At 67.8% G+C, this 20,635-nt stretch carries 10 protein-coding genes and 1 pseudogene; 6 read left to right on the top strand and 5 right to left on the bottom strand.

Features of this window, described 5'->3' with window-relative positions; all coding sequences use genetic code 11:
• Positions 1–524: 524 nt before the first annotated feature.
• Positions 525–3,455, top strand: coding sequence for a putative dsRNA-binding protein (locus ACIBW9_RS39610; RefSeq protein ID WP_398962827.1), 2,931 nt, complete (start codon positions 525–527; stop codon positions 3,453–3,455).
• A gap of 50 nt (positions 3,456–3,505) precedes the next feature.
• Here ACIBW9_RS39610 and ACIBW9_RS39615 read toward each other — a convergent pair whose 3' ends face one another.
• Positions 3,506–5,029: a hypothetical protein gene (locus ACIBW9_RS39615; protein WP_398962829.1), complete on the bottom strand. Its 1,524-nt coding sequence runs from the start codon at positions 5,027–5,029 to the stop codon at positions 3,506–3,508.
• 233 nt (positions 5,030–5,262) lie between these two features.
• Complete coding sequence (locus ACIBW9_RS39620; protein ID WP_398962832.1) at positions 5,263–5,811, bottom strand: GIY-YIG nuclease family protein; 549 nt, start codon at positions 5,809–5,811, stop codon at positions 5,263–5,265.
• A gap of 230 nt (positions 5,812–6,041) precedes the next feature.
• On the opposite strand from ACIBW9_RS39620, the gene ACIBW9_RS39625 reads away from it, so the two are divergent.
• The 4 genes from ACIBW9_RS39625 to ACIBW9_RS39640 all read left to right on the top strand — a co-directional run bounded on the left by ACIBW9_RS39625 (position 6,042) and on the right by ACIBW9_RS39640 (position 11,247).
• A complete protein-coding gene (locus ACIBW9_RS39625; protein WP_398962834.1) occupies positions 6,042–6,863 on the top strand; it encodes a hypothetical protein in 822 nt (273 codons plus the stop codon).
• Between the two features lie 426 nt (positions 6,864–7,289).
• Positions 7,290–8,528, top strand: a complete 1,239-nt coding sequence (locus ACIBW9_RS39630) for a hypothetical protein (protein WP_398962837.1) — start codon at positions 7,290–7,292, stop codon at positions 8,526–8,528.
• Positions 8,525–9,694: a caspase family protein gene (locus ACIBW9_RS39635; protein ID WP_398962840.1), complete on the top strand. Its 1,170-nt coding sequence runs from the start codon at positions 8,525–8,527 to the stop codon at positions 9,692–9,694. The genes ACIBW9_RS39630 and ACIBW9_RS39635 overlap by 4 nt, the downstream gene beginning before the upstream one ends.
• Before the next feature lie 491 nt (positions 9,695–10,185).
• Positions 10,186–11,247: a hypothetical protein gene (locus ACIBW9_RS39640; protein WP_398962842.1), complete on the top strand. Its 1,062-nt coding sequence runs from the start codon at positions 10,186–10,188 to the stop codon at positions 11,245–11,247.
• A 6-nt stretch (positions 11,248–11,253) separates the two neighbouring features.
• Here ACIBW9_RS39640 and ACIBW9_RS39645 read toward each other — a convergent pair.
• From ACIBW9_RS39645 to ACIBW9_RS39655, 3 genes and pseudogenes are all read right to left on the bottom strand, one after another.
• Positions 11,254–12,079, bottom strand: a pseudogene (locus tag ACIBW9_RS39645) (IS5 family transposase).
• A gap of 241 nt (positions 12,080–12,320) precedes the next feature.
• The gene (locus ACIBW9_RS39650) at positions 12,321–13,301 is read right to left on the bottom strand and encodes a recombinase family protein (protein WP_398962844.1); all 981 of its coding nucleotides are present in this window, start codon (positions 13,299–13,301) and stop codon (positions 12,321–12,323) included.
• A gap of 872 nt (positions 13,302–14,173) precedes the next feature.
• On the bottom strand, positions 14,174–18,754 hold the full coding sequence (locus ACIBW9_RS39655; RefSeq protein WP_398962847.1) for a sacsin N-terminal ATP-binding-like domain-containing protein: 4,581 nt from the start codon (positions 18,752–18,754) through the stop codon (positions 14,174–14,176).
• A 670-nt stretch (positions 18,755–19,424) separates the two neighbouring features.
• On the opposite strand from ACIBW9_RS39655, the gene ACIBW9_RS39660 reads away from it, so the two are divergent.
• Positions 19,425–20,312: an endonuclease NucS domain-containing protein gene (locus ACIBW9_RS39660; protein ID WP_398962850.1), complete on the top strand. Its 888-nt coding sequence runs from the start codon at positions 19,425–19,427 to the stop codon at positions 20,310–20,312.
• The last annotated feature ends 323 nt before the right edge of the window (positions 20,313–20,635 follow it).

The following is a 20,635-nucleotide window of genomic DNA, read 5'->3' on the forward strand; positions in this document are numbered from 1 at the left end:
CGCTGTGACCTGCAGCGATTGCCTATCACGGGGCGCTGACCTGCAAAAATGGTCTTTCGGTTGTTTCACGCCCGTGCCCGTTGATGCAGCCGGAAGCCCAGAAAAGTCCCAGGGGACTCCCACGGTCCACGGCCACTCTTTCGGCTCTATGCAGCTTGTGCAGGCGCCACGCGATGCCGATCAGCCGTAATCACCACAGCCGGAGCTCTCCTTCGGTTCTCCGCGCGCCCACGGACCGCTCTCCTGCCCCTGCCGGGCCGCGCGGCCCGCCACCTCATGCTGCGAGTCACACGGAACGATCCGTGTCGAGTGAACCCTCCCCGAACCCGCGCCCGGCGGCATACGCTGGCCAGCCAGTGCCGCCGTGATCACCGGGAGCCCCGGGAGACGCGGCGGGAGGAAGGACAGCAGGACCGGGGGCAGGCCGCCGCCCGTACGCAAGCACCGGGGCACTCTGTACCGACGCCGTCTGGGAGTGCGTGCTGTGGCCGGGCAGGGCCGCGTCGCCCGGCAGGGGGAGGGCCATGAACCGCTGGGTCGGCATCGTGTCACTGCGCGAGACCGCGCCGCCGACACCCGTGCACCGCATCGCGCTCGCCATCGACGCCGCGCGGAACCGGACGTCGTACCAACTGGCCGACCAGACGGTGCCGTACGCGCGGATGCGGTCGGTGCTGCGCACGCTCGGTCAGGAGCATGCGCGCCACCACGAGTGGGAGCGGTACGCGTACTGCATCGACCTGGCCAGCGACTTCTTCGACGGCGGCCACCCCCCAACGGGCCTGCCCTCCTGGCTCGCCAAGGAACTTCAGAACCTCCTGGATGGCAGGTCCGGCACACCGCCGACCGGCGGGCGGAGGGTGCAAGAGGCCCCTCGGCGCACCGTCTCGCGTCCTGCCCACCAGCGCCCGACGTCCACCCGCCGGGGCCGGACCACACCGCCCGAAGTCACCCGCCCGGCCCGGCCGGCGCGGTCAGCCACGCCCGCGGCCGGGCAGCGTCCGTCGCCCGAGCCGGTCCGGCCTTACTCCCGCGCCGAACGGCGACTCGACGTCCACGACGTCACGTACCCGGCGCTGTGCGAGCCGTCCGTGTCGCTGGTGGGCACTTACGGGCAAGAGGTCTGCGAGGCCGTGGGGAAGGCCGTGCGCGGATGGGACGCCGACGCCGAGGTCACCGCTTGGCTCGGTCTGGCCGCCGAACACCGCAGTCACCTCTACGAGAGCCACTACGCCGACCAGGTCTCACCGCACGTGCTCGGCCTGTTCGATCGGCTCGGTGCCACCGCGCTCGACGTGATCCTGCTCGACGCTTACGTGCGACGGGCGACCCCTCGGAAGGCGGGCGAACAGTCGAGCGAACACGCCCGTCGACGCGCCGCCGCCGACCTCGCGCTCGGCGCCTGGGCCACCAAGCAGGGCCTGGTGCGCATGGGCGCGGGGGAGGCGCAGCAACCCGCCAGATCCGTCTTCGAAGGAGTGGCCCGGCAGATCCTCGGCGTGCTCAGCCTCTGCGGTGAGCACGAGATCGCCCGGGGGTTGGTCGCCTCCGTGTGGCCCGACCTCGACCGCCCGTCCGTGGAGACGGGAGCCGATCCCGTCACCCTGGCGCAAACGGCCTTCCACAAGGAAGGACTGACCTACGACTACAACGAGGAGGGCCCGGACCACCGCAAGGTCTTCCGCGCCACCGTCCGCACCGGAACCGGCCGCACGGCGGAAGGCACCGGTCAGTCCAAGAAGGCGGCGCGGGCAGCGGCGGCACGAGCACTGCTCGACGCATACCCGCAGGTGGCCAGGGCGGCGGGCGCCGAGCGGAAGGCGGAACCCGCGACCCTGCCAGCAGCGTCGCCGCTGCCGTACGCGCAGCCGGGCAACCGACACAGAGACGCCGTGAGCGACCTGGCGACCATGTTCGAACTCGGCCATCGCGCGGACGGGCTCCTCGTCCAGGCCCTCACCCATGCCTCCTGGGTCCACGAGAACCAGTCGGCGGTTACCGCCGCCCGCCAGCGCGACAACCACCTCCTCGCCCACCACGGCTCGCACGTGGTGAACCACCTCGCCGCCCACATCCGCGTCCGCCAGGCCCTCGCACACAGCCTCACCCCCGACGAGGACGAGGCACGCATCCTCACCACTTCTGACGACGACACCGCCCGGCTCGGTGCGAGCCTCCAGCTCGCGGAAGGGCTGTTGACGAGCCGCGGTGAGAGCGGACAGAGCCGCACAGCGGTATCGGACGCCACCCAGGCGGTTGTCGCAGCGGCCTGGCGCATCCACGGGCATCGGCTGCTTAGGCGTCGGCCCGTCATCCTGGACGACTGGCTCACCGGCCTGGAACACCAGCACGACCCGGTGACCATCCTTGCCGCCATGGCCACCACATACGGCATCGACCACGAGTACACGTACGACGTCTCGGGGCCAGACCACCTGAAGAGCTTCACCGCCACGATCAGGCTGCGGGACGCTCAGGGCCGGGTCCACCAGTGGACCGAGCGTCTGCCTGGAACCCCCGGAAAGCCGGAGGCGAAGAAGGCGACCGCCGAGGCCGTCCTCGACATCCTCGCCACTCCCGTCAACGGTGCCGTCGACGATCTTCCCGCCCCGGAACGGGACCTGCTCGTCTTCCTCCTGCGGGCCCAGCTCGATGGCCTGGGCCGGCCGACGGAACGGCAGCGCGCCCGGATGCTCGCCCGCGGCGACCTCGGCACCGTTCTCCTCACCACCGGCGATACCGAGGCGTTTCTTGCCTGGGCAGAACGCGTCCGCCTCCTGCTTGGGCCGGACGGCCCGGCCGTACCGGACGCTCTGTGCGAGCTTTACCGGAAGGTGCTCGACGACACGCGAATCGGGCCCGGCTCGCTCCTGCGCCGCATGGCCGCAGCCCCCGGGCCCGACGCCGCGAGCGTGGTCCGGCGAAACGCGACGGACGCCGTACGGCGAGCGCTGAGCAACGGGCCGCAGGCCGCCTCGGTCCGAGACATCGTGCAGGACTGGTGGCGCGACCAGGCCCCGGCCACCGGCGTCACGGTCCGCGATGACATGCGTCAGGACGTCTTCCGCCCGCTTCCCGTCCACCTCGGCGCGCTGGACGAGACCCTGACGTGGTGCGGCGAAGCCGCCGAGGCGGCCGGCACCCGAATCGACGTCGAGCTGACGGTTCAGGACGGCACGCTGCACGTCTGGCTCGGCCTCGACAAGGTGGACGTCCGGGCGGCCTGCGACGATTTCGCCCGCCTGCTGTCGCACACCCTTCCGTTCACCGACTGCCTGGTCGGTGACGACCATGTACTGCTGCGCCTGCACGGCGATCTTGAGACGGCTCCCCTCCATCCCCTGGCCACAGCGGGCATGGATGCCTACGTCTCCGTGCCGCTTGATCGGCGGAGGCTCACCAGGGAAGTCGCCGACGGGCCAATAGGAGCACAGGACGTGCAGCCGTACTCGTGAGCCCGCTCCGCGAGCCGGGCCACCGGCCCCAACTGCCCCGTCGCCACCGCTCAGAGGACGGTCCTTGGCCCCGGTTCCAGTCGGCCGCTGGCCCAAGGGTAGGACGCCCATCCCTGGACGAGGATCGGGTTGAGGGAGATCTCGTGCCCGTTCAGGCATTCGTTGAGCGCCCATGTGGAGCGCTCGGGGTCGGCCGCCCGGTCCAGGAGCAGAGAGCTGGGTGTGGTGTCGGTGAGGGTCACCAGGCGTTCGACTTCGTGGGCTGCGACGACCGTTGTCGGGATGTCGGCGGTGGGCAGGTCGAGGTGGGGCAGGTTGGCGTTGGCGACGGGGAATGGTTCAAGGGTGACGATCAGTGCCTGGCGTGGACGGTCGGTCGGAATCACGGCGAATGCCGGATGGCGCTGGTCGATCTGGGCCGAGGTGGCGTTGACCTGGCGGAAGGCGCGGGCGAGTTTGCTGTCGGTCTCGGCGACGCCAAGTTCCAGGCCGAGGCGGGCGTTCTCGGTCGGCATCATGGACTTGACCTCCACGAGCAGCACCAGGTCGTCGAAGATGACGAACCAGTCGACGCTTTGCAGTTCGTTCCGCTTGACCCGGTAGGTGATCTCCGGGAGGACATCGGTGTCCGGTATCAGGCGGAGCTGGCGGCCGACGTACTCCTCGAAGAGGTAGCCGGTCTCCTGGAGGAAGTCGGGTCCGAAGTGTTCACGTCCTGTGTGGTAGATGCCGGGCGGGGTTGCTTTGCGCCAGACCAGCTGGGGTGAGGGGCACAGCAGGCCGGGTCCGAAGCCGGTGACCGCAGGCCGGCCGAGCAGCGGGTTGTAGGTGAAGCGCCGCAGCTGGGCCGCATTGCCGCCGGCCACTCGCGCCAGGTTCTGCGTGATCCGCTTCTCGGCTGCTTTGACGGAGGCTACATCGGTGGCGAAGTGGCGTTCGGCGACGCGCAGGGCTGTGTCCCGGCTGACAATGCGGTTGAACTTCTCCCCGTCCGGGCTGTCGTAGATAGCAGGATCGAAACGCCCGGCATTGAACAACGCACATCCCCATAGCAGCTGGGCGGTGCCGACGTAGTCGGGCAGTGGGCAGCCGAACACCTCGGTGTCCCAGCCGGGGGCCATGCAGCGGGGCTGCCGGCGTGCGGGGAACGGAGTCTGCAGGTACAGCGCCGCGGAACGGGCGAGGCTGACGAACTCCGGGGCTTGGAAGGCCATCTGCTCACCGCTCAGGCGCATCATGAAGTCCCTCAGGCGGACTGCGTCCTCGTCGGTGCCGTGCAGGGTCGGCTCTTTCAGACTGGAGTACGCGGCCAGGATCTCCAGTAGATCGCGTTCGGTGGCTTCGGAGCGCAGGTGCTCGGTGCCGTAGGCCAGGCTGACGCGGGCCGCGTCAGCCAGCGCCCAGGGTGTGTACTTCAGAGAGGGACTTTCCAGCCAGGGCTGTGGCCGCTCGGGCGTGCTGTAGCGTGCCGCCGCTGCGGCGATCAGGGGCAGCAGCGAGCTGGGGCGATGACGCCGGATGCGCTGACGGTATTCGTCCTCCGTCACCAGCCGGTCATACAGGTACGCAGCCATCCCGCCATGATCCTCGCCGCAGATAGATTGTTCGAGCGGTTTCTCCTGGTCGGTAATGAACGTGTGTATATTCCGGGCAGCATCCGACTGGAGCGGATTGCCCGCTCTCGCGCCCGGCGCAAGTCAGGCTGCCGTCGGCCCTCAGAGTTGTCTCTCGGACTCGGCGCCAGCGGATGATCCTGGCGGTCCCTCTTGCCAGTCCTTGTCTCTTTGGGCCGCTCAGCAAAAGTCGGCTACTTGTCCGGCCGGGGGCCGGCACTGGCATGGTAGAAGGCTCGCGCCTGCTTAACGCGGTCCCGGTAGGTGCCATGTTCCGCTCCTTCGACATTCAGCGGCGGGTGCAGTTGGGAGATCAGTTCCTTCTCCAGCGGGAGGGGATCGGGGTACTCGGTCCAGGTGAGGGTGAGGTGATGGTGCATCCAATGGGTAAGGCGCTGTTCGTCCTGGGGAATCAGGACGACACGGTCGGTCCAGGTGGTGCGGTAGCTCTCGGCGGGCATGAGGAGTCCGGCCAGGGTTCGACGCAGGGTGGACCGTCCGGAGTCCCTCAGGTGGTTGGAGGCGACGCGGGACCGCAGCCGGCGGGCCTTGCCCAGGTAGAGCAGCCGCAGTCCGGCATCGCCGGTATTGACCGGTCCGGGGAAGAAGTCCAGGACCTCGGGCGGCGCCCACCAGGCGTACACCCCTGCGGTCGTGGGCAGGGCGCGGGCCGCGCGATCGAGGGTCTGGGGTGCGGAGAGCAGTTCGGCTGTGGCTCGTTGAACGGTGGCGTCGTTGAGCATGGGCGCACCCTAGTGTCCTGAGTCGGCGGCGTTAGTTGGGTGTGAGCCGTCCTGGTCCGAAGATCCCGCCGGTGACGGTCACCGAACTGAGGGGCTGCTCCGAACCCGGATCACCGGGCCACATCTGGCGATCCGCCGGACGGTCGGCGGCCGGACGTACAGTGTCGGGGGCGCCGCTCCCGGGGGCACGGGCGGCGGACGCAAGGGGTCCTGCAGGTCGAAGGTGGGGCATGGACAGCAGCGAGTACGACGAGTACGAGGCCATTGTCAGAGTCCGGAAAGGCACGTGTCTCGCGCGGTCGAGGAAGACTGAGGGCGCTCATCGCGGCATGACACGTGACCCCGACACCAATCAGGTGGGTCAAGCCGAGATCTTCTTGAAGGAGAACGAGCCGGATCCGGTGGCGGCGTACCCGCAGGGTCGGCTCGACTCTGACCGGCACGAGTCGGAGGCCCGAGCGCAGGAGCGTCGAGAGAACGCGGAGTTCGTCGCCGAGGTGCTCGTCCAGATCGGCTTCAGAGTGGTGGAGAAGGCCGCGCCGCACGTCAGGAAGTGGTGGTACCAACAAGCGCTTCCGGCAGCGAAGGCGAAGTGGAACGACCAAGCGCTCCCGTCCGTGAAAGCGCAGTGGAGCAGCGTGGTGCGAAGCCGCACGAGAGACCGCCGGGCTGAGGTCGCGGAGGACCTGCAGGAAGTCGTCACCGTTTCAAGCGATCAGCGGACGACCATGAGCGGCGCGGAGGCGCGGAAGCGGTTCACTGCGGCTCTGATGGCCCGGATATACAGCGATGAGCAGCTACGGTTGGTGCGCAACGCCCGGGTCGTGGAAGAAGGAGAGGACGGTCCGGTGGAGCTGGGGGCGACGGAGGACCTCACGCCTCAGCGCATCAGGGAGCACGTCGCGTTGATGCTCGAGGCGAACCCTTCGCTGCTCGGCGAGGACACCCTGGCCGAACTCGGGAAGCTCGTCGCGAGCATTCGAGCCGACGGCGGCTACGTTCCCATCCCAAGAGCGGAAGGTGTGCTGCCGCACGATGACGGAAACGACTGACGAGCGGGCAAGGGGGGCGACCGCGGTGAGCTGAGCCCCGGTCAGAGCGCCAGGTCGTCAAAGCGCGCACCACGATCAACCCGCAGCACTGCCGCATCGCCCTGGAGCGTGTCGTGCCAGCATTCGCCAACGAGGAAGACACCCGCAAGGTCCAGACTGCCGTCATCGGTCGGGCCGGACCCGACACGCCCGTCTTCCTCCCGTACGACCACGACGAGTTCGACCTCTTCATGCGAGGCCGCTCACGCGACGACTTCTACTGCGGCACCCGCGGGATGCAGAAGCCGAGAACGGTGTCGAGTGTTGGGCCGGGCAGGGCCTCCTCAATCAAGAGGAGCGTCCCGATGGGTAGTCAACCCGCCACGGGAGGTGTGTCCCGTGTTGCAGAATGGACGGCCTGGGCTCGCTGAGGCTTGAGGGGGACCAATGGCGCTGGTCCACGTGCACGGAATCGGGAATCGTGGAGCGGAGAACGAGGCACAGGCGGAATTGCGCAACAGCTGGTTTCGGCTCGAGTTGATGCCAGCGGCGGGCTGTCGGTCGCCCGAGGCGCCGATCCTGAATCCGCGCTGGGGCGCGGAGTTGCCGCCGCCAGCTTGGAACTGGGCGAGCTTGGGCCTCGACGGCATCGAATCCCTAGGCGACGACGGGCCTGTGGGCGACCACTCGATCACGGAGATCGTCGACGGGGTCATGGCGATGGCACCGGAAGTCGCGGAGGGGTGCGTGCTGGTGACGGCCGCGCGGACTTCGCTGTTGTGGGCTCTGGAGTTGCTGGCAGCATCGGTGGAGGCGCAGTCGCCCGCGGAGCGGGACGCGACGGTGGCATTCTGCGCGCTGGCGGTGGCCTATTGGGCGTGGAAGACCAGCGACGGCCGGCGCGGCGACGGCATCAAGTTCTTCGCGTGGCTTGGCAAGGTCGAGGCCGATGACGATTTCCTGGATCGCCTGGAGCAAGAACTCGACACCTGGCAGCAAGAGCACGAGGAAAGCGGCGGGCAGGAGGACGTACCGGACGAGTTGGAAAGGTTCGGCGCCGTGCAAGTGCCCCGGCCCCTACGGACGGCCGTGCGGCGGATCAACGCCACGCTCAAGAGGACCGTCGCTGGCCGTGTGATGGCGGTAAGCCGGCGCTTCACGCCGAAGGGCGCGCTGTTGTTCGCGGACGTCGCCGCGTATCTCGCCGGGCGCGGCAGCGCCAAAGAGCCGGGCAAGATCGTGAAATTGGTGGCTGAGGATCTGGACAAGGCGGCCAAGGCGGCGCAGGCGAACGGTGATCCGCTGATCGTCGTGGCCCACAGCATGGGCGGCAACATCGTCCACGACGTCCTTTCGTCGTTCCATCAGCCCGAGGTGCCCATCGCCCTGCTCGTCACCGTGGGAACGCAGGTCGGGCTGTTCGAGGAGTTGAAGCTGTTCGACAGCAGTGACCCGGCCGTGCCGTCTTCTCAGGTCGCGAAGGTGCCAGCACTGCAGAACGTGAAGCGGTGGATCAACGTCATGGACGTACGAGATCCGCTGGCGTTCGCAGCCGGGCCGGTGTTCGCCGGCGCCGAGGATCTAGTGTTCGACAGCGGGGCCCTGCTGCCGCACGGTGCTTATCTCACCTCGCCAGACTTCCATCGCCGGCTGGCCCGCCGGATCCGCGAGGGGCTCCACTCGTGACAACGCTCAGGAATAACGCAATCGACAGGCCGGCGCTGCACGCGTTCGTGATCGGCGTGGGGCGCTACGACTGGTTCAAGGGCGGCACGCATCAGCGGCCCAAGGCCCAGCGAAAAGACCACTGCCGCAACTTCGCGCAGTTGACGGCGCCGCCCGTGTCCGCGACGGCGATGTGTGAGGCCCTGCTCGGTCCGCTGGGCGCCCGCCCGGAGTTGCCGTTGGGCAGCCTGGAGGTGCTGATTTCGGCAGAGGAGCCGGTGCGGCTGGCAGGCGACGACGGTTCAACGGAGATCACGCCAGCCGTGATGCGCGAGGTGCAGGCAGCCTTCGAGCGGTGGTACGAGCGCTGCGACGGCCATGCGGACAACGTCGCGCTGTTCTACTTCTGCGGTCACGGTATCCAGGTCGGCCGGGGCCCGCACGGCCTGCTGTTGCAGGACACAGGCGAGAGCCTGTTCTCGTATTTCGGGAACGCCGTTGACCTGGATCGCACGGTGCTGGGCATGGAGGACAACGCCGCCGAGAAGCAACTCTTCTTCGTCGATGCATGCCGCGGCATGCCCTCGTCGCTCGGTGAGGCGGCGCCCCTCGACGCCAAGGCACTCAAGTCTCCGGACGGTCCCCCGCGGAGCCGAGATCGGCTGGTGCTGCGGTCCACCGACGTCACCGCCGACGCGTATGCTCGCCTCAAGTCGCCCTCGCTGTTCACCCGCGCGGTGCTGAAGGCGCTGAGCATGCCGAGCGAACCTTGGCAGGGCTCGCGATGGGAAGTCACCACGGAGACCATCGGGCCGCACGTCCGCAAGCTCACGGAGTGGCGGGGGCTACGCGCGCCGGACGAGCCGCGACAGGTGTGCGATCCCTTTCTCAGCTCTACCAAGGGCGGCACCCTGTTCACGTTCGACGCGTGCCCGCCAGTGCCGTTCCACTTCGACACAAATCCCGGTGACGCGCTCTCCTCAACCACGTGGACGCTCTCGGAGCGCCCCAGCGGGCAACTCATCCAGCAGCGTGATCCCGGCTCCGACCCATGGCAGGGCGAAGGCCCCAGCGGTCCGGCCCGCGTCGATGCCGACTTCGTCAACGGCCGCTTCACCGCGACCAGCACCGACGTGTGGCTGTCCCCGCCGAGCCACCAAACCATCCTCACCGTGGGAGAGTTGTGAGTACCCGCACGGAACGGACCACTGTGCTCGCCCCGACCGTGCCGGCCGCCGACATGGGCACAGTCGTCGGCGCCGCGGAGATCTTGGACCGCCGCAACCGTATCCTGGACCGTTTTCCGCTGTGTGCCGACAGGCCCCACACAGTAGAGCTGCGCGTTGGCGAGCGGTTCCTGCTGCGCGGCTGGTCACCGTACTTGTCGCTCCGGCGCACGCTTGTGACCGGTGGGGACCCGACGGCATGTCTCGCGACGGACGCTCCTCCGAAGACGCGGCCGTCGGGCCGTGGGCGCCGCAGCACGGGAGGGTGGCTGTGTCTGTGGCAGGGGCCTGGGCGCGACATCGATGGGTGGGTGCCGTTGCCGCCCTCGGCCTTGCCCGTCGCGGAGGTGGACACACCAGCGGTCGTCCCGATCGGCACGGCCGAGCTGCCGCTCGCTGTCCAAGTGGGTGGCGGTAATCGTGCGCCCTCCTGCACGGTGGTGCCACCCGGTGTGCCCGTAACCGTCGACCCGGTCGAGGGACTGGCCGGTACCCGTCTGGCGCTGCGCCCGGTGGCCGACTCCGGCTACACCCTGTTGGAGGCCCTACGCCGCGGCGAGGCCGTGTGGGCGGGAACTATCGCACAGGCGTGGTCCGGGCCGCTGCCTACCGCCTGGTCCCGGGCTGGCGGGTCCCCGCTCTTCGACCTGGCGGTCGCGTATCTACGCTGCCGCCAAGGGGACGTCGACTGGGTCGACGAGTGGTTGTCCTCGCGCTCAGATACGCGCGGATCGCAGGCCGACGCCGGTGACGTCGCCGCGCTGTCGGCCTGGGTGGCGCGCCGCAGGAGCCGCCGCGGCTCACACGACGCGGCGTGGCTTGAAGCCCTCGACCACTGGGTTCTGCCTTTGACTGGCGAAGGGCTTGGCCTGCTGTACGAGGATTTGATCAGGCAGCCGGAGCCGAGCCGCCACGCCGAGGAGCGCGTGATGCCGTTGATGGCCGCCGCGCATCCCTCAGCCCTGCTCACATACACGGCCCCTGAGCCCGGCGATCCGAAGGTGTCCGTACGCCGCCCCGATCGGGTCCCGCACGGACCGGTGCGGACCTTCCGGTTGGGTCCACAGGGCGACTCCGGGGTACGCCTCACTTTGGAGCGCACGCCGACGCCCGCGCAGTCCGGGGAACCGCCGTCCTGGCAGACCCCGCGGGAGGTTGCAGCGGCCTCGGAGGCACCGCGTCGCACGATGTACCACCTCAGCGTGCGCTGCGGCCCCCGCCGCGAGGACCGCGACCTGTTGTGGGAGCTGGCCCGGCTCGTCATGGATGCTGGCGTGCACGTCGGCGAGCTGCGGTTCACGGCACCCGACCATGTGGTGGTCCCCCTCACCGGTGTCCCGGGACCGGCCCGCGACCGGCTCGTGCGGGTCGTCGAGGAGTGGTGGTTCGGTGCCCGCCACGTCGGCACTCTCACCCTCACTACCCCGTCGGGCAGGGTCCTCCTCGATTACCACTCCGCCGACGCCCCCGATCCCCGTGCGCTTCTAGAATTGCTGGGCGCCGATGAGGACTAAGAACTCCTAACAAAGTGAGAGGTTGACCAGTCGTCGCCAGCAGATGATGCCGCAGGCCAGGCTGAGGAAGGCTTCGTGGATGTCGTCGCGGATCTCCCAGCGGATGCGCAGTCGGCGGAACCAGTGCAGCAGTGCAAAGCTCTGCTCGACCACCCAGCGGTGCACGCCCAGTCCGGAACCGTGCTCGACGCCGCGCCGCGCGATGACCGGGGTGATACCGAGGGCCTGCACCTGCTTGCGGTACTTGTCGTGGTCGTAGCCGCGGTCGGCGTAGAGCGAGACCGGTCGTCGTCGGGGCCGTCCGCGCCGGCCGCGTACGGGCGGGACGGCCTGGAGCAGGGGCATGAGCTGGGTGACGTCGTTTCGGTTTCCGCCGGCCAGCGACACCGCCAGCGGAATGCAGTGCCCTTCGGTGATCAGATCGTGCTTGGAGCCTGTTCGGGCACGGTCGACCGGGCTCGGTCCTGTTTTGGGCCGCCTTTAAGCGCCCTGACGTGCGAGCCGTCGATCACCGCCCTCGACCAGTTCAGCGCGCCGGCGGCGTTCAGCTCGGCCAGGAGCGACTCGTGCAACCGCTGCCAGACGCCCGCGTCGTTCCAGTCACGCAGACGCCGCCAGCAGGTCATGCCGGAGCCGAAGCCCAGCTCCTGGGGCAAGAACTCCCACGGAATGCCGGTGTACAGCACGAACAGGATGCCCGACAGCACTTTCCGGTCGTCCAGACGCTCACGGCCAGGTGATCCGTTCGGCGCGGCACAACCGGCAGCAACGGCTCGATCCGCTCCCACAGCCCATCCGGCACGATCCACGGCGGCTGCTCACCCCTTCTCATGTCCAGGCTAACAACCCATCAGACACCAACATTCCAAGGCAAGTTGCAGCATTCTGTTAGGAGTTCTTAGAGAAGAAGCCTGAAATTGATGCGATCAAGATCTCTTCGCGGATCCAGATACTCTTGGGGTGGTCGAGAAACCACGGCGTGTCACGATGTTCATTCGGGTCTGGCTGGCACGCGTAGTACGAGATCTCATGGCGGGTCTTGCCGAACATACGGCGGTCACAGATGTCGCAGGTTACGTACGACCGCAGGACGTAGGAGCGTTTGGTGGCCGGGTGAGCGCTGGCTCCGCTCGTGGTGCGTGATCCCTGGCGGCTGCGGCCCACATGGAGACCGTGTCGAACAGCTCCTTGGTGACAAGAGGTTCGTGAGTGGGTCGCAACGACCAAACCCAGTCCCTGGGGTCGTTGTTACGGCCGCCCTTCTTCGTCGCCCGGCGGTTCCAAACCTGATAGCCCGTGTATTTGGGGTTGCGCAGAATCTCTCGTACAGCGGATCCGCTCCAGCGGCCGAGGGCTGCATTGTGGCGGGTCGGCTCCGGAGGCGGGTAGGTGACGAGGTCCAGGTTTAGACGGTCGGTGATCGCGTCGTAGCCGAGCTTGTCCAGCCCACGAAGCTGGAAGATGTGCGTGACTGTTGAAGCTCGGGGTGGGTCGGGGACGAGCCGGTGTTTGGTACGGCCCTCGGATCGGCGAGCCGGGACGGGGTGGGGCACCTTCTCTGCCAGGTATCCGTAGGGAGGCTTGCCGACGTTCCAGCCCTGGGAGACGTGTTCGATGAATCCGTCCCAGGACAGCTCCAGCATCTGTAGCACGTACCACTCTGAGACAGCCTGCTTCACGCGGCGGGTGAGCGTGGGCGTGGCCCGTTTCGCCTTTGAGCCGGTGACGATCGGCTCATCAGCGGCGCACAGGGCGACTCCGGCCTGCTCCAGCTCGTACTCGATCTTTGTGCCGAAGTATGTGCGCCGTGCGACGCGCTCGCTCGACTCGCAGATGACGGCAGCGAAGCGACGGTCAGGGCACTGGGCCTCCTTGAGGAGATCGGTGAGGCTGCCGTCGCGCGGGATGGGGATCTTGAAGTCCTGGTGGGCCAGGGAGTTGCCTCGCTCGTGCAGTTCCTTGCGGCCGGACTCGACGTCGTAGAAGTGGGCGACGATCAGCCAGCCGGCTGGCAGAGCGGCTCTGGCGTTGCGCAGCTGTCGGGGCAGCGACAACGTGGGGTCCTGGGCGTCCTCCGTGGAGGTTCGACCGAGCCAGGCAACCGGGACAGTCACTGGAGGCGCCGCAGCGTCCGGGACGTCGGTGGCCCAGGGGCGGCCGGGTACCGGAGGTGCCCAGGACGACCGGGGGGCAGGTGGGGTGACGGTCATGTGGTGTCCCTCTCCGCGCGGGAAGGCGTACGGCTGGCCGTTTCGGCCTGTCCGCCTTCCGCTGGGGCGCTGTGGCAGGCGTAGAACCACTTCAGCACCTCGCGGATCGCAGCATCTTGACGTTGAGTCAGCGCCTGAGCGTCCTCCCCGTCGACAACGACGTATTCCACGAACACTCGCGGACCTCCGGCGGGGCAGGGCCTTTCCGGGGCGACGCTGACGGTTGCCGTCGATGGAGGCTCAGCCTCGGTCGTGTCGTCAAGGATGCCGTCCGACGTGTCGGCTAGAAGACGCGAGAGGTGATTCACGGTCGCTCCGGTGAATACGGGGGCTCGGCCCTACTCTGATGGTGAGCAGATAGTAGAAATTCCACGCGGCACACTGTCGCGGTCTCAACGGCCCGCAAGAACTTCCCTGAAGACAATTCCGCGCCCCAGTCACAGATAATCCCGGAACCTCGAATGTGTCGTCTCACGCAAGCTCTCCAGGACACTCCCGGGCCAACTCGACACGCCGAAGAAGATCACACGAATTGACCGAATAAAGTCATACGAAGGGTGGGGAGACCACCAGAACGGGTTTGCCCCAACCTCTGCCGCCGTAGGGGGCGTTGGCCACCACGTGGTTGGCGTCGACGTAGGCAGACAAGCCGATGTTGCGATCCCTCGGCCGCATGCCAGGCGCCGGCCTCCCCTCTCTCTGGGCCGGCGTTGCCGTCATTCCGCCTGTTCGAAAGGAATCTGAAGGCTCCCGCATCCCCGGACACCGGTGAGCGTGACGGATTCGCTGGTGCGGACCGACAGCTTCCGCAGCGGGTCCAGAATGATCCGCACTGTTGTCGGTATGCCTGCCCCGCGCTGCAGCCCGGACACTACGACGAGAAAGAAGTTGCTCTCGGTGGCGGCCCGTTCGAATTCGTGCGGGGTCAAGGAGACGGAATCCTCCTCCGCCCCCAGGAATGACTTCACTTCGTAGAAGCGATTCAACTCGTCCACCGAGTCAGCCCCGACGCCGCGCTGGGCCCGCAGGTCCCGCAATTCCTCGGAGTCCCGTGCCAGAGCCGCCCGTACCAGGGCGAGGGCGGCGCCTTCCTGCTCTTGCGGGGTGAACATCTTCACTCCGCTCCGCTGCTGAGGAACTGCTGAACTTGAGCTTGGGCGGGAGAGCGAGGGACGGCCTGAGCTGCTGGAGGTTCTAGAGCCTGAGGCTTCGGATCGCGACCGGTCGTTCTGAGGGACGATAGAGGAGTCCGTGAACACCGGGCGTAGCTCGGTGGGGTCGACGAGGTGCCGTTCTTTGAACTGCCCCGGGGCGTGCACAGGCCGGGGGACTTGGGCGTCTGCGGGGCGTTTTCCGGGCCTGGCGTCGCCGGGCGTTCTGGCCCGCGCTTTTTTGTGGCGTTCGTGGATCTCACCGTGGAAGGCGGCCAGCCGTTGTTGCTCTTCCGCGTCGGCTGCTTCGTTGAGGGCGCTGATGCGGTCCTCCGCCCGGGTGATGTCGATCGCGGACAGGCCGGCCTCGGCGCGTTCCCAGGCTGCCACCCATGCGTAGGCCACTTCACGTCGTCGGGCGCGGAAGCGGCCTGCGAGAGTCCGGCCGGCGTGGGAGAAGCGTGCGAGCGCCGAGGTAGATCGGACATACATGACGCCCTGTCCCGTGTCGATTGCTGTTTCGATGGGGAAGTGGACCAGAGGGGCCGGTCCGGGCAGCGTGACCGTGCACGTCAGGCCGGGTTCGACACAGACGAGGAGACTGGCCAGCTCTTCCCAGGTGCAGGTGAGTTCGCGCGCCGTGCCGGGATCGTTGCGTTGGAGATCCTCGCGGAGGTGGGCCACGGCTGCCGCGAGGCGGGCCGTGGCGTGTGGGTCAGGGAGGGGGCGCCCAGTAACGTGCGGGGCGGTGTCGTCGGGGCCGACGACGGTGACGCCGAGCCGGTCGATGAGCCCGCGGAAGTGCTCCATCTCCGCCCCGGGACGCCACACTGCGGCGTCGCTCCCGCTTTCGGCAAGGGCGGCGCCCAGCAAGGCGGCGACCGCCTCGTCCGCCACGGCGTATACAGGACGACGGCTCGTCCAGCCGCGGCTCGTCCATAGCGGCAGCCGCCGAAGCGGGCTGCCCTTCAGCGCTTCCGGATTGCTGGATGCCAGGCTCTCGAGGAACTGCAGGCTCTGAAGCAGGACCGTCTGCGTCTCCGCGTCCGGTTCCTTCCGCTTGGCCTCGGGACTGGATGGCACGAGTTCCCGGATGACGGCGATGGCATCGTCTGCGCCGGGCTCCGGCACGCCTAGCATTTGCCACAGTGCCTCCCCGCCGGTGAAGTGGGGGGCGAAGGCACGGAGTCGGCCGAACAGCGGTGTGCCGCGCAGGCACGCGTTCGGAGTCTTCCATCCCGCGTCGGTGAGGACGAGTCCGTCCCCTTGAGTGAAGGCACGTCGGAGGTCGTCGCGGGACAGGTTGCCTGCAGGGGCGCGGGAGGGAACCGTCTTGGCGGCCAAGGCGCGGTAGAGCAGCAGGGCACCGGATGCGTCGCGACCTCCGCCTTCCCGTTCCGTGTCTCGCAGTCGGCGCAGCCGACCCACGATGTCGGCGGTGGTGGGTTCACCGCCGACGCCGAGGGCCTTCAGCACGTCTACGCGACGGCCGACAGCGGACTGGATCTCCGGGTGCAGGAGCCCGTCCGCCTCCGCGCCATACACCACGGCAGTCGCCTCGGTCCGTCGGCGCAGGACCGAAGGCGCCATAGGGTTCCCGCTCTCACTGTCGAGCCACGGGATCTCCTTCAGGCGCCAGAGCCAGAACCCGGGAACAGTATCCACGGAATACCAGGAGCGGTAGGCGTAGGCGGCCATGACCGACTCGTGCTCCGCGTACCGCTTGGCCCAGGTCCTGCCGAGCACATGGATGAGGGCGATGGCCCGCTGACGTCGCACCGTTCCGTCCGCCTCGTCGGCGATCGCGTGTGCAACGGCGTCCAGATCGGGCGTTTCCCGATCGTTCAGGGTGTACTCAGCGCCGAGCGCATTCATCTTCACGATGCGGCTCTTCGGTGAACCCGGCGCGTGAACGGGCACTTCCCGGCGGTTGAGCCGTTTCTCACGGTGGCGGTGCAGCTGGATTCGGGGTGCCGAATCGGCTCCCAGCAGCCGGAGAAAGCTGAGGGGGCTCAAACCGGCGCCGGTCCCGCGCAGAACGTCGCTGTAGCGCCGGCGCAGCCAGGCGAGGCTCGGGGTGTTCCCCGCGGCGTAGGCGAAGCTCTCAGTGCGGTCGACGCGGTCGATGCCTGCTGGCAGGTACGACTTCGCCGGAGACTCCCACACGTTGCGTCGGCCGCCGTCGGAGTCATATCTGAGGGCTTGGAGTGCGACGGCCATGCCCACGTCGCCGCCGAGCCGGGAGCGGTCGGGAGCTTCGAGCCGGGCGAAGGCGTCCTGGAGGTTGCGCAGTTGCTCGTCGGTGAGCTGCAAGGCTGGTGCGTCCTTACGGGCCTTGCCGTAACTCGCCAGACGCCGCAGGGCGGTGAGCTCGTCCCCGTCCGTCAGCAGAGCATCGCGTTTGGCCAACCACTCTCGTACGCGGGTGGGGGAAGGGGAGTCGGCAAGGAAGGCCGGATGCAGGACGTGGGCGAAGCCGAGGCTCTCAGCGAGGTTGCCCGGGCGGTCGGCGAAGATCCGCAGTTCACCGGATTCGGGGGGCCGGTGCCGGGCGCCACTCTCGTCCGCCAGCCAGGCGAAGGAGGACAGCCGGTGGTCTGCCCACCCGGATGCCACCCCCACGGCGGCCAGCTCGATGGTGCTTTCCAGGGAGCGGCCCTCATCCCCCAGGAGCTCCAGGGCGTCCCACACGTCGACGGACACCGGCTTGACTGCACCATGGTCCGCCCAGTCCTTGAGGACTTGGCGGTAGCGGCCTGCCGAGTCCCGCGCGGCGTAAGGGAGGGCCGGGTGCTCGGTGAGCCGCTCGATCTCAGCTTCGGTCAGAATGCTGGTGAGTTCAGCGGCTTCAAGGGCTAGGTCCTCAAGCGCCTGGGGTTCCTGACAGGAAACGTCGACCCGTAGACGCGCAGAGACCTGCAGACGGGCCCGCTCCAGCAGTGCCGCTTCCAGCGCGTCGACGACCTCGGCTTGCTCTTGCCGGCTTGTCTTCTGTGGGAGAGGGACCATCGGCCAGGACGACGCTGGGACGAGCCGGAACTGCTCAGTTACCGCTGCTGCCCACAGATCTGCCAAGCGTGGTACGAGCGCCTTGTTCCAGGCGGTCGCTTGGAGCCCTTGCCGGCTCGGGGTGGGATCGAATGCGGCGTGTACACGGACGGGTAGAGCGAGAGGGGTCACGGGGAGTCGGACGTGGACGTGCCCAGATCGGGCTTCGCTGACGGGCGCGGCGGTGCCCACAGGTTCCAACGGAAGGGCCACGGCCAGGGGAGTGGTGTCTCTGAAAGCCTTCGCCGCAGGTTCGAGGCCCGGCGGTGACACCACGACAGCATGGCAGACCCGCCAGCGCACGCCGACGGGATCGCGCACATCCTCCACCTCGACCGATACGCATTGGCCCGCGACTTCGGCGGTGAACTGCTTGGCGGCCTCTCGTCGCAGCGCAAGACGCCGCACAGTCCGGCCGTGGCTGTCGAGGTGGATCACCGCGGCGACATGACGCAGGAAGAGCAGTGCCTCGTTTCCCCAGGAGGCCAGCCAGTCGTCCACGTCGGATGCGGTGAGCGGCTCCTCGGTGAGCGGGACACGGAAGACCGTCCATTCGTCGCCGCCCAGCTCAGGGGGAAGAAGACACGCTGGAGCCAGGCTCAGACCAGATTCGCCGATCCGTAGACGGTAGTGGCCGCTGTGCACCTCGATTGTCGACGAGAGGTGGAAGAGAGTCATGAGACCGATGCCGAAACGCCCGATGGCCTCCGCGTCCTCGGCTTTGCTCGTCAGCCACGGCATCGACAGCGGAATGACGTCTGTCAACACGACCGGTTTGCCATTGTGGGCCACCAGCAGGGTCGCCTCACGTACCTGGATCCGTACCTCGGTCGCTCCGAGGTCCTCCGCATTCTGCACGACCTCCGACAGCCCCTGCAGACGATCCGTGGATACCCCTTTCGCCGCGCGTCGGGCCCCGATCGCCAAGTCCTGCATCACACCTGTTTCGGTGGGCAGCTCAGCCAAGCGCTTGATGGCTGCATGGACCGCTTCCGGCGTCGTTGGCTCGGGCACGTTCGGCCCGGGCGCGCACGTCTTCTTGAACAGCCGCTCCGCCCACTCGGCAGCTTCCTTCTCGTTGGCCGTCCACCGTGCCATGACTCTTCCCCCACCCGTTGTCGCTCCTGCCCCGGCCATCGATTCTCTCCTCCGGGCAGACGTACCGGAGCTGTTGTTCAGAACAAGCCGAGGCTGGCGCTTTGACCTGTCTCCGGACCGAAGACTTCGGCAGACGGCGTCAATCCGAGCGGGATCTCGCCCCTGGTAGAGGCCGGCTACTTGTTCGCCGACGTGCCGAGGTAAGACACGGTCGCTGAGTTTTCGTTCGTCTTGAGGGCTTCAGGCTTCGGGAGTACCCAACCCTTCGCGTAATCCAGCGATTCGACCCCTTCGCCGGCGTGCGCCCATAGGGCAGCGAAGGAGCACGTTCCGCTGCAAGAGCGTGATCTACGTCAACCGCTGGAATAGGCGGTAACTGCGGTAGGTGGAGGGGTGTGGTACCGGTGGGAGGTGGCAGCGGGGCGCAATTGTCGGCCCTATGGTGCTGGCGACCCCGCTCCATCCGCTGAGCTACGGCGACTGACCTGCGTAAACGCAGGCTTCCGACCGCCCGGCCCGGGTACCCGTGGGATCTATGTGGTTGCGGGGCCCTTGGGACACCCATGTGGCCCGCACGTAGCTTGTCGCACCATCTTCACTCGCCGCAGGACCTCACGGAACCAATCTTGCCCTCCCTGACGTTTTCGATCTTCGAGCCGAGGAGGGGAAGGTGTCGAGCCTGAAGTTGTTCCACACGACGAACAGCGGCGTGACCGAGGTCACGCCGCGTCTTGCTGAGGCTGAGGCGGATGTGCAGGACCTCATCGAGGCGCACATGGAGACGATGCTGGGCGTCAGGTTCCTGGCGAGCGAGTACGTGATTGACTGTGTCGACGGCGGACGGATCGACTCGCTGGGCCTCGATGAGAACAACGCACCGGTGATCGTGGAGTACAAGCGGGGCACTGACGCCGACGTGATCAACCAGGGCCTCTACTACATGGCGTGGCTGATGGCCCACAAGAACGCCTTCCGGAGCCTGGTCCGCGACCGGCTCGGTGCACCGGCCGCGTCCCAGATCCTATGGAGCGCACCCAGGCTGATCTGTGTCGCCGGCGACTTCACCCGCTACGACGCGCACGCCGTACGCGAGCACCGGCGCTCGATCGACCTGGTCCGCTACCGGTACTTCGGCAGCGACCTCATCGGCCTCGAGACCGTGGCCTCCGTCACGGGGCACACGCCCACCAGGCGGCTGCGCCGGCGTGCGGCCGGAACGTCGCCTGCCCGGAATAGGGGCGGGGCCCTGCCGGAGCTGGCGGAGGCGGTCGACGAGGCGCTGCTCGGCCTGGGGGACGGCGTCACCCGGGTCCAGCGCAAGCAGTACGCGGCATACCAGCGGCTGCGGAACTTCGCCTGCGTCTGCCCGCCGCAGCAGACCAAGCTCCTCGTCTACCTCAAGGCCGACCCGAAGTCGGTCGACCTGGTGCCCGGCTTCACCCGGGACGTGACGGAGGTCGGTCACCACGGCACGGGTGACCTGGAGCTGCAGTTGCGTACGGAGCGGGACCTGGATCGCGCCCAGGACCTGTTCCGCCTCAGCTACGCCGCGGCGTAGAGACCTCTTCTGTCGGAGGCATGCCACACGCATGTGTAGTTGTGGGTTGTCATCTTGATGGTGCCCTTTGACGCGGCGGACAGGGAATGGCGGTGGAGCACCCATAGTCCAGACGATCCCCGCTAACCGGGGATCGTGCGCTATGTATCGCTCTGCGCGTCTAGCCTGGGGCTGGCATGTTCCTGAAATGCTCTCTTGAGGGTGATTCGAACAGCGAGCAATCCCTGCTACCACCAAGCGGATCTTTGACGCTGTGTCGTCCGTGGGCAGCTGGTTGGTGCAGCTCACCGTGAGCCGGTCCTCCAGAGCGGGTCTCACGTAAG

Source organism: Streptomyces sp. NPDC049541 (assembly GCF_044465725.1).
In the GTDB taxonomy this organism is placed as follows: Bacteria; Actinomycetota; Actinomycetes; order Streptomycetales; family Streptomycetaceae; genus Streptomyces.

What these genes read in the sequence shown, in the direction of transcription:
- ACIBW9_RS39610 (WP_398962827.1), top strand. Translation starts at nt 525, where the DNA reads ATGAACCGCTGGGTCGGCATCGTGTCACTGCGCGAGACCGCGCCGCCG.
- ACIBW9_RS39625 (WP_398962834.1), top strand. Translation starts at nt 6,042, where the DNA reads ATGGACAGCAGCGAGTACGACGAGTACGAGGCCATTGTCAGAGTCCGG.
- ACIBW9_RS39630 (WP_398962837.1), top strand. Translation starts at nt 7,290, where the DNA reads ATGGCGCTGGTCCACGTGCACGGAATCGGGAATCGTGGAGCGGAGAAC.
- ACIBW9_RS39655 (WP_398962847.1), bottom strand. Translation starts at nt 18,754, where the DNA reads ATGGCACGGTGGACGGCCAACGAGAAGGAAGCTGCCGAGTGGGCGGAG.
- ACIBW9_RS39615 (WP_398962829.1), bottom strand. Translation starts at nt 5,029, where the DNA reads ATGGCTGCGTACCTGTATGACCGGCTGGTGACGGAGGACGAATACCGT.
- ACIBW9_RS39620 (WP_398962832.1), bottom strand. Translation starts at nt 5,811, where the DNA reads ATGCTCAACGACGCCACCGTTCAACGAGCCACAGCCGAACTGCTCTCC.